The following is a 9998-nucleotide window of genomic DNA, read 5'->3' as shown; positions in this document are numbered from 1 at the left end:
CGAAGCGGCCCCAATAAAAACGCCGCGTTGTGTCAGGCACTCCGCGGCGTTGGGTTTTAGGGCCGCTTCGCAGCCCAGCGCGGGGCAAGCCCGCTCACCACAGCAAGCCAGCTCCCACAGGGGGGGGCCGGACTACAAGTCAGGAGGGGGCGTGCTCGGGGCGTTGTTGTCGCTGCGCCACCCAGAACTCCACCAGCTCACGCAACTGCGACAACTCCACCGGTTTGGCCATATGCCCGTCCATTCCGGCCTGGCGTGCGCGTTCCTTATGTTCCGAAAGGATGTGCGCCGTCAGCGCCACTACCGGCGTGCGAATGCGCTGATGGCTGACTTCCCACGCGCGCAGTTGCTGGGTCGCGGAGAAACCATCGAGGATCGGCATTTCACAATCCATCAACACCAGGTCATAGCGCTGGGCCTTCATTGCCTCCAGGGCTTCTTCGCCATTGCTGGCGGTGTCCGGGTTGAGGTTGAGCTTGCCGAGCATGCCGCGAATCACCTTGGTGGAGATGCTGTTGTCTTCGGCCACCAGGATGCGGAAATCGCTGGGCACGATAACGGCTGCCGGTGCGCTGAGCACCGCGCGAGGTGGGGCGGTGCCTTTGCTGCGTTGGGTCAGTTCGTCGGCCAGGGTGGTCTTGAGTGTGTAGCCGGCCACCGGCTTGGCGAGGATGCGCTTGATCCCGCAATTGCGCGCGATGATCTTGCTCGGCGCGTTGCTGATGCCGGTGAGCATGATCAGCAGGATGTCGTGGTTCAGGCTCGGGTCTTCCTTGATCTTCGCCGCCAGTTGCATGCCGGTCATGCCGGGCATGTTCTGGTCCAGCAGCACCACATCGAAGTAATCACGCAGGTGCGCCTTGGTACGCAGCAAGGCCAAAGCTTCCTTGCCCGATGGCACCGCGCTGACGTTCAGGCCCCAGGCCGAGCACTGTTGCACCAGCACCTTGCGGCAAGTGTCGTTGTCGTCCACCACCAGTACGCGTGCGCCTTTGAGTGGGCCGTCGAGGTCGGAGGTCGGGTGTTCCAGGCGTTCCGGGTCCAGCGGCAGGGTCAGCCACAGGGTGCTGCCTTGGTGGCTGCCGCTTTTGATGCCGAATTCGCCGTTCATCAACAGGATCAATTGGCGGGCGATGACCAGGCCCAGGTGGCCGTTCAGGCGGGTGGCCGAGAAGAAGTTCTTGCTGTGCAGCTCGCTATGCAGCAGGGCGTCGCGCTCGGCCGCTTCCATCGGCAGGCCGCTGTCCTGTACGGCAATGCGCAGGCGCGGCTTGGTGCTGCGGTCATCCAGAGCGACGACGATCAGCACTTCGCCCTCATCGGTTTTTTGCAGGGCGTTTTCCAGCAGGCTCAACATGGCCTGGCGCAGGCGCGTCGGGTCGCCGCTGATCACGCGGGGCACCTGGGGCTGGATAAAGCTGATCAGCTCGACGTTCTGCTGCTCGGCCTTGGCGCGGAAAATACTCAGGCAGTCTTCGATCAGCGCATTGAGGTCGAACTGCACGTCATCCAGTTCGATCTGGCCGGACTCCAGCTTGGAGATATCGAGGATTTCGTTGATCAGCGTGAGCAGTTCGTTGCCGGCGCTGTGGATGGTCTGCACATAGTCGCGCTGTTTTACCGACAGCGGCGTGCCCAGCAGCAGCTCGGTCATACCGAGTACGCCGTTCATGGGCGTGCGGATCTCGTGGCTGATCTTGGCCAGGAACTCAGCCTTGGCAGCGATCTCGGCATTGCTCGCCGCGAGGTCGCGGCTGAGGCTGAAGCGCGCCTCGACAATCGCGCGCTGGCGCTCGCCCAACGCCAGGCTCATCAACAGGCCGCTGAGGCAGATAAACGCCAGCAGCGTGATGATCAGGCCCTGTGGCGACACCATCGTCAGGCCGAGCAGCGCCGGCAGGATGATCAGCGTACCAATGTTGAACACCACCATCGCCGCCACGAACAGGCGCGCCGGGCGGTAGCCTTTCTGCCAGTGATAGGCCGATACAAACAGCATGCTCAAGCCGGCGAGGGCCACCAGGGCGTAGGTGATAATGTTCAGTGGCAGGGTATTGACGAACAACAGCAGCAGGCCGCACAGCACGATGAACAGGATGTCGGCCATCAACAATTTGTTGAGCGGGTGCGGGCCCAGGGGCATGAAGAAACGGTAGGCAAACATCAGCCCGCACGGCGCGGTCAGCAGCAGCGCGAGGTAGGCGCCGGGTGTCTGTATCGCGTGCCAATTTGGCAGCCATGGGCCCACCAGGTTGAGCAACAGTGCCAGGCTGAGCATCAACAGCACTTCGCACGCTGCCAGCCATAGGCTGCTGCGCGAGCGATGGTAGGCGAAGCGTGTCAGGTTGTGCAGGATCAGCATCAGCAGACAGCCGAACAGCAGGCCGTAGATCAGCGTCTGGGTCTGGTCGGCGGCGGCGAGCACGGCCGGTTCCAGGGTGATGTAGGGGCGCAGTTCGTGCTCCGAGACCAGGCGCAGGTAGACCTCCAGGGGCTTCTGGCTCTGGGGCATCGGCAACATGAAGTCGCTGCTGGGCAGCGGCCGTTCAGCCTGGGGCTGGCGCGTGCCGGTGCTCTGTTGCTCCACCAGGGTGTCGCCGTCCAGTACATAGAGGCTCAGGTGCGACAGATCGGGGGCGAATACCCGCAGCACTTGCTCGTGCTTGCCGGGTTGCAGCTTGAAACGTACCCACAACGCACCGTTCGGTTCCGCAGCGGTAAGGCGGTCCAGTTCGATGGGGCTGAATTGATTGGTGTAGCGCGAGGAACGGATATCGCTCAGTTGCAGGTCGGCCTGTTCATCAAGCAATACTGCCCAGCCACTGCCTTGCGCGGCGGCCTGGGCCGGGAACAAGCAGAGCAGTGTCAGCAGGCTGACTGTAAAACCTATGGCGATCCTGAGCCAGCGCACGGCGAAATCCCTTCGTAGGTTGATGCACGGGTTAACTATGCGCGGGTAGGCCTGCATACGGCAAGGGCCAGAGGCCCTTGCCTAGCCGAACGGATAGCTACTGACGGCGACTGCTTAGCTGTTCTCGCCCCGTTCACGGGCGATGGCGCGATAGCCGATGTCCTTGCGGTAGAAGCAGCCTTTCCAATCGATTTTAGCGGCCAGCTTGTACGCCTGTTGCTGTGCGGCGTCGACACTGGCGCCCATGGCGGTAGCGCACAACACGCGGCCACCGGCGGTCACGACCTTGCCATCCTTGAGTGCGGTGCCCGCATGGAACACCTTGCCTTCCAGGGTGGCCGCAGCGTCGAGGCCTTCAATGGCATCGCCCTTGGCGTAGTCGGCAGGGTAGCCGCCGGCTGCCAGCACAATGCCAACGCTCGGACGTGGATCCCACTGTGCTTCAACCTTGTCCAGGGCCTGGGCCAGGGCGGCTTCCACCAACAGTACCAGGCTCGACTGCAGACGCAGCATCACCGGTTGGGTTTCAGGATCGCCGAAGCGGCAGTTGAATTCGATGACTTTTGGGTTACCGGCTTTGTCGATCATCAGGCCTGCATACAGGAAACCGGTGTAGACATTGCCTTCGTCAGCCATGCCGCGCACGGTCGGCCAGATCACCAGGTCCATCACACGCTGGTGCACGTCGGCGGTGACTACCGGGGCTGGGGAGTAAGCGCCCATGCCGCCGGTATTCGGGCCGGTGTCACCGTCGCCGACGCGTTTGTGATCCTGGCTGGTGGCCATCGGCAAGACGTTCTTGCCGTCGACCATCACGATAAAGCTGGCTTCTTCGCCGTCGAGGAATTCTTCGATCACGACGCGCGAGCCGGCGTCACCAAAAGCGTTGCCGGCGAGCATGTCGCGTACGGCGTCTTCAGCTTCCTGCAGGGTCATGGCGACGATCACGCCTTTACCGGCAGCCAGGCCGTCGGCCTTGATCACGATCGGCGCACCTTTTTCACGCAGGTAAGCCAGGGCCGGTTCGATCTCGGTGAAGTTCTGGTAGTCGGCAGTCGGGATCTTGTGGCGGGCCAGGAAATCCTTGGTGAACGCCTTGGAGCCTTCCAGCTGGGCAGCGCCGGCAGTTGGGCCGAAGCAGTCCAGGCCGCGGCTGCGGAACAGGTCCACGACGCCGGCCACCAGCGGGACTTCCGGACCGACGATGGTCAGGGAGACATTCTTTTCAGCGAAGTCAGCCAGTTGCTCAAGGGCCAGCACGTCGATAGCGACGTTCTCGCACTTGGCTTCAATGGCAGTGCCGGCGTTGCCGGGTGCCACGAACACTTTCTGGACGCGCGGGTCCTGAGCAACTTTCCAGGCCAGGGCGTGTTCACGGCCACCGCTGCCAATGATCAAAACATTCATTTCAAAAACCTCGGATGACGCAAATTCTTGGGAACACCACATTCTGTATGAGCCGGCTTGCCGGCGATGATGGCCTCTGAATCGCTACAAGCTTCAAGGGCCTCATCGCCGGCAAGCCGGCTCCTACAGTCGTGCTTTTAGTGGCGGAAGTGGCGCATGCCGGTGAAGACCATGGCGATGCCGGCTTCATCAGCGGCAGCGATGACTTCAGCATCACGCATCGAGCCACCCGGTTGGATCACGGCGGTCACGCCCGCTTTCGCGGCATTGTCCAGGCCATCACGGAATGGGAAGAACGCATCGGAAGCCATCACCGAACCTGCCACCTGCAAACCGGCGTGCTCGGCCTTGATCGCAGCGATACGCGCCGAGTTCACGCGGCTCATCTGGCCGGCGCCGACACCGATGGTCTGGCGGTTCTTGGCGTAGACGATGGCGTTGGACTTCACGTACTTGGCCACTTTCCAGGCGAAGATCAGGTCGTTGATCTCTTGCTCGGTCGGGGCGCGCTTGGTCACTACTTTCAAGTCTTGGCTGCCGATCATGCCGATGTCGCGGCTCTGTACCAGCAAGCCGCCGTTGACGCGCTTGTAGTCCCAGGCAGCGGCGCGGTCAGCCGACCACTCGCCGCAGGCCAGCAGGCGCACGTTGGCTTTGGCGGCGACAATGGCGCGGGCTTCTTCACTGACGGATGGTGCGATGATCACTTCAACGAACTGACGCTCGACGATCGCCTTGGCGGTCTCTGCGTCCAGTTCACGGTTGAACGCGATGATGCCGCCAAAGGCCGATTCGGTGTCAGTGGCGTAGGCCAGTTCGTACGCCTGGCGGATACCGCCTTCAGCGTCCGGGCTCACGGCCACGCCGCACGGGTTGGCGTGCTTGACGATGACGCAGGCCGGCTTGACGAAGCTCTTCACGCATTCCAGCGCGGCGTCGGTGTCGGCCACGTTGTTGTAGGACAGCTCCTTGCCTTGCAGTTGAGTCGCGGTGGCGATGCCGACTTCGGCAGGCTTGGCCTCAACGTAGAACGCCGCGCTCTGGTGCGGGTTCTCGCCGTAGCGCATTTCCTGGGCCTTGATGAACTGGCTGTTGAAGGTGCGCGGGAACTGGCTGCGACCTTCGGTGCTGAGGGTTTCAGCGGCCTGGTTCACGGTGCCCATGTAGTTGGCGATCATGCCGTCGTAGGCAGCGGTGTGTTCGAACGCCTTGAGCATCAGGTCGAAGCGCTGGGCGTAGGTCAGGCCACCGGCTTTCAGGCTTTCGAGCACTTGGGCGTAGTCGCTGGCGTTGACCACGATGGCCACGTCTTTGTGGTTCTTGGCCGCCGAGCGAACCATGGTCGGGCCGCCGATATCGATGTTTTCGATGGCGGTCGGCAGGTCGCAGCCTGGCTTGTTGATGGTGGCTTCGAACGGGTAGAGGTTGACGGCCACCAGGTCGATCGGCTTGATGCCGTGCTCGGTCATGATGGCATCGTCGATGCCGCGACGGCCGAGGATGCCGCCGTGGATTTTCGGGTGCAGGGTCTTGACCCGACCGTCCATCATTTCTGCGAAGCCGGTGTAGTCCGCCACTTCCACTGCGGCCACGCCGTTGTCCTGCAGCAGTTTGAAGGTCCCGCCCGTGGAGAGGATTTCCACGCCCAGGGCTTCCAGCTCCCGGGCAAATTCGAGGATCCCGGTCTTGTCGGAAACACTGATCAAGGCGCGGCGGATCGGCAGGCGGGTAGTCTGGTCGGTCATTTCAATTTCCATCAAAAGCAAAGGAGTCAGCAAAAAAGGCGACCGGTTTTACGCGGGCGCCTTTCTGGTTTGATTGAATGCTTACAGCAAATCGTATTGTTTGAGCTTCTTGCGCAGGGTGCCACGGTTGAGGCCCAGCAGCTCACTGGCTTTGGTCTGGTTGCCCTTGACGTAGTTCATCACGCTTTCGAGCAAGGGCGCCTCGACTTCGGAGAGCACCAGGTTGTACACGTCCGTGACGGAAGCGCCCTCAAGGTGGGCGAAATAATTGTGCAGCGCCTTCTCGACACTCCCGCGAAGGGTCTGGCCTTCTTCGCTCGGCGTGTTGAGGTGCTGTTTCAAATTGACGTTGTCGCTCACGGGTGTTGTTCCACTCACTAAAGTCTCGGTCATCATCGTCATGCGGCCACCCCCTCTCCGTCCCCTGTCCCCAGGCTCTTGTAACGTTCGCCGAAAAATTCACGAACGTTGGCGCACTGTGCTTCCGTATCATCCAAACGATTGAAGTGGGCGCGAAACTCCCTGGCGCCCGGCAGGGTTGCGAGATACCAGCCGACATGCTTTCGAGCAATGCGTACTCCCATCACGTCTCCATAGAAGGCGTGCAGGGCGGCCAGATGCTCTAGCAGAATACGTTCCACCTCGATCAACTCCGGTGCCGGCAACACTTCACCGGTACGCAGAAAATGCTCGATCTCACGAAAAATCCACGGCCGCCCCTGGGCAGCCCGGCCAATCAACAAGCCATCGGCGCCGGTGGCGTGCAGTACGCGCCGGGCTTTCTCGGCTGAATCGATGTCGCCATTGGCAAACACCGGCATCGACACCGCCTGCTTGATCGCAGCGATGGTGTCGTACTCGGCTTCACCGGTGTAAAGGTCGGCGCGGGTGCGGCCATGCACCGCCAGTGCTGTAATTCCTGCCTGCTCGGCGATCTTCGCCACCGTCAGGCCGTTCTTGTTGTCCCGGTCCCAGCCGGTACGAATCTTCAGGGTGACCGGCACATCCACTGCGGCGACAACGGCCTGCAGGATCTCGGCAACCAACTGCTCATCTTTCAACAGCGCGGAACCGGCGGCCTTGTTGCAGACCTTCTTGGCCGGGCAGCCCATGTTGATGTCGATGATCTGCGCCCCCAACTCCACGTTGGCCCGGGCCGCATCCGCCAGCATCTGTGCATCCCCACCGGCGATCTGCACCGAGCGGGGCTCGGGATCACCTTCGTGGATCATGCGCATCCGCGATTTGCGGGTGTTCCACAAGCTCATGTCGCTGGTGACCATTTCCGAGACTACTAGACCCGCGCCCAAACGCTTGCACAGCTGACGAAAGGGCTGGTCGGTGACGCCCGCCATCGGGGCGAGAATCAAGCCGTTCTGCAATGTGTATGGGCCGATGCGTACCGCCGACATAGGACTTCCCTGTTGTGGGGCCGGATCATTAGAGTTCGAAAAAGGGTTGGCATGATACCCGCTCTCGATGACTGGATAAAGGCTGAATTGGATAAAATCTGAACAGTTATTTCTTTATCGCCGTCGGTTTGGTTGCGCGAGGCTTAGTCAATAACCCGCCGTCAAACCTCAGTGCGTGAACCGATTCACTCGGGCGAGTGAAAGCTCAGGCTGTAATTCACGGCTTTATTGCCCGGATCGAGGATGTCCAGGGAGATATGGATCGGGGTCTGCGATGGCATTTCGCTTACTCCGGCCAACTCACCGCTGAGGTATTCGGCGGGTTTGAAGCGACGACTGGCAATCAGGCTGCCGTTCAGGTCGGCAAAACGCAGCTCCAGCAGCGGGAAGGGCTGGGAGAACGTCGCGCGGTTATAGATGATCGCGTCCACCACCAGCGCTCCGGCGAAATCCGGGTGGCTGCGCACCACCAGGTTGCTGCTCTTGATATGGGCGATATCGACCCGCGACGGCACTGTGCAGCCCAACGTGGGGCACAGTTGCTGGAACCAGGGACGATAGGCGTCCTGGCGGGCCAGGTCGTCGAATTGGTAGGCAATGTACTGGCCGGCAAGCCCTGCGGCGGCGATCAGGACCAGCAACAGCCAGATCAGGCGACGGCCCCAGCCCGACGGGCGTTTTTGCGCGTAGAGATGCAGCGGGTCGTCTTCCAGGTCCTGGAGCAGATCGTCGTGGATGCTGGTTTCCGGGCGTGGGCGTTTGCGGCGCAGTGGAGGGCGCTCGTCGGGATCGGCTGCTTCTGCGGCCCTGGTCAGCGGCGTGAACGGCGGATCGATGTCGTCATCGTGTGGCGTGGAGCGCAGGGGGGGCTCATCGTCGATGTCGTCGGTATGGAACGACATGGACGGTTCGGTGCGCTGTCGGGTTGCCGCTGTGTTGGTCGATTCGGGTTCGACCTCAGTGGCCTGGGCGCGTTCTTCAGGCGGTTCGCTGAACAGGCTGGCGGCCCACTTTTCTTCCTCGGCCTTGACGGTGTCGCGGCTGGCGCTGAGAGGTTCATCCTTTTGCCGGCGATCGGCACCTGCCTGGCGACGTTCGGCACCCACGGGCAGTGTGTGCTGGATCTCGCGGCGTTCCAGCTTGGCCAGTTCTTCGTCCAGGTCCAGGTTGTCCAGGTCCAGCTCTTCGGCGGTCCACTGTTTCTGGCTGATAGCGCGGGGAGCCTCGGGAATGGCCTCGGGCACCGGCTCAGTGGCCGTCGGCGGCTCTGGCTGCGGCTCCTGTGCATGGCCGCGCTGCTCCAGCAACTGGCGAGCTGCGTTGAACACTTGCAGGCACGAGCCGCAACGAACCACGCCACGGGCCACGCTCAATTGAGCGTGGCTGACGCGAAAGCGCGATTGGCAATGCGGGCACTGGGTGACGAAACTGTCGGTCATGCGGCCATCCGATTCAGGCAAGCGCTCATTCTAGCGCCGACGACCGCTGATGCGTACCCAACCGTCACGGTTGGCGATCGGATCCAGTTCGAAATCCTTCGCGTAGGCGGCTGCGACATCTTCGCCCTGCTCGGCGAGGATGCCCGACAGCGCCAGGCGGCCGCCCGGCTTGACCAGGCTCGACAACTGCGGTGCCAGGGATACCAGCGGGCCGGCGAGGATGTTGGCCACCAGCACGTCGGCCTGCACCTGGGGCAATTGCTCCGGCAGGTAGAGTGGGAATTTGCCTTCCGGGATGTTATTGCGCCCGGCGTTGTCGCGCGAGGCTTCCAGCGCCTGCACGTCGATATCGGTGCCCACGGCTTCCTTGGCGCCCAGCAGCAGGGCGGCAATCGCCAGGATCCCCGAGCCGCAGCCGAAGTCCAGCACGTGGCTGTCGGTCAGATCCTGGCCATCCAGCCATTCCAGGCACAACGCGGTGGTCGGGTGGGTGCCGGTGCCGAACGCCAGGCCTGGGTCCAGCAGCAGGTTGACGGCGTCCGGCTCAGGCGCGGCGTGCCAGCTTGGCACGATCCACAGGCGCTGGCCGAAGCGCATCGGCTGGAAGTTGTCCATCCAGCTGCGTTCCCAGTCCTGGTCTTCGATGACTTCGCTGTGGTGCTCAGGCAGTGGGCCGCCGGTGAGCAATTCCATATGTGCCAGTACGGCAGCGGCATCGGTGCCGTCTTCGAACAGGGCCAGCAAGTGGGTGTGGGACCACAGCGGGGTGGTGTTGAGTTCGGGTTCGAAGATCGGTTGGTCTTCGGCGTCCATGAACGTGACCGAGACAGCGCCTACTTCGAGGAAAGCGTCTTCATAGGTTTCGGCTTGTTCTGGGCTGATGGCGAGACGGACTTGCAGCCAAGGCATGGCGGGCACCTTTGAAAAAATGAGTGTGCAGCGGGGTGGGGCTGCGAAAGGGCGCAAGTTTACGCGAGAGCATGACCTGTGGCGAGGGAGGCTTGCTGTGGTGGGCGGGCTTGTTGTGGTGAGCGGGCTACACCCGCGCTGGGTGGCGAAGCGGCCCAAATCCAGGCACCGCATT

Annotated in this window: 7 protein-coding genes; all 7 read right to left on the bottom strand. The window is 62.3% G+C overall.

The annotated features are described in order from the left end of the window. Positions 1 to 139: 139 nt before the first annotated feature. A complete protein-coding gene (locus BM70_RS0130370) occupies positions 140 to 2911 on the bottom strand; it encodes a hybrid sensor histidine kinase/response regulator (RefSeq protein ID WP_025859504.1) in 2772 nt (923 codons plus the stop codon). 114 nt (positions 2912 to 3025) lie between these two features. Beyond that, positions 3026 to 4318 (bottom strand): phosphoribosylamine--glycine ligase, encoded by a 1293-nt coding sequence (gene purD, locus BM70_RS0130365; RefSeq protein ID WP_025859503.1) that lies wholly within the window; start codon positions 4316 to 4318, stop codon positions 3026 to 3028. Positions 4319 to 4455: 137 nt separating this feature from the next. Then, positions 4456 to 6063, bottom strand: coding sequence for a bifunctional phosphoribosylaminoimidazolecarboxamide formyltransferase/IMP cyclohydrolase (gene purH, locus BM70_RS0130360; protein WP_025859502.1), 1608 nt, complete (start codon positions 6061 to 6063; stop codon positions 4456 to 4458). An 81-nt stretch (positions 6064 to 6144) separates the two neighbouring features. Beyond that, entirely contained in the window at positions 6145 to 6465 is a 321-nt protein-coding gene (fis, locus tag BM70_RS0130355; RefSeq protein WP_002555375.1) for a DNA-binding transcriptional regulator Fis, read from the bottom strand. Continuing rightward, a complete protein-coding gene (dusB, locus tag BM70_RS0130350) occupies positions 6462 to 7475 on the bottom strand; it encodes a tRNA dihydrouridine synthase DusB (RefSeq protein ID WP_025859501.1) in 1014 nt (337 codons plus the stop codon). The genes fis and dusB overlap by 4 nt, the downstream gene beginning before the upstream one ends. A gap of 185 nt (positions 7476 to 7660) precedes the next feature. Then, the gene (locus BM70_RS0130345; RefSeq protein WP_025859500.1) at positions 7661 to 8914 is read right to left on the bottom strand and encodes a DUF3426 domain-containing protein; all 1254 of its coding nucleotides are present in this window, start codon (positions 8912 to 8914) and stop codon (positions 7661 to 7663) included. Positions 8915 to 8944: 30 nt separating this feature from the next. Next, on the bottom strand, positions 8945 to 9823 hold the full coding sequence (gene prmA, locus BM70_RS0130340) for a 50S ribosomal protein L11 methyltransferase (RefSeq protein ID WP_010213491.1): 879 nt from the start codon (positions 9821 to 9823) through the stop codon (positions 8945 to 8947). Positions 9824 to 9998: the final 175 nt, after the last annotated feature.

The organism is Pseudomonas sp. CHM02, from assembly GCF_000612585.1.
GTDB lineage: Bacteria > Pseudomonadota > Gammaproteobacteria > Pseudomonadales > Pseudomonadaceae > Aquipseudomonas.
This window is presented reverse-complemented; position numbering and strand designations above follow the sequence as displayed.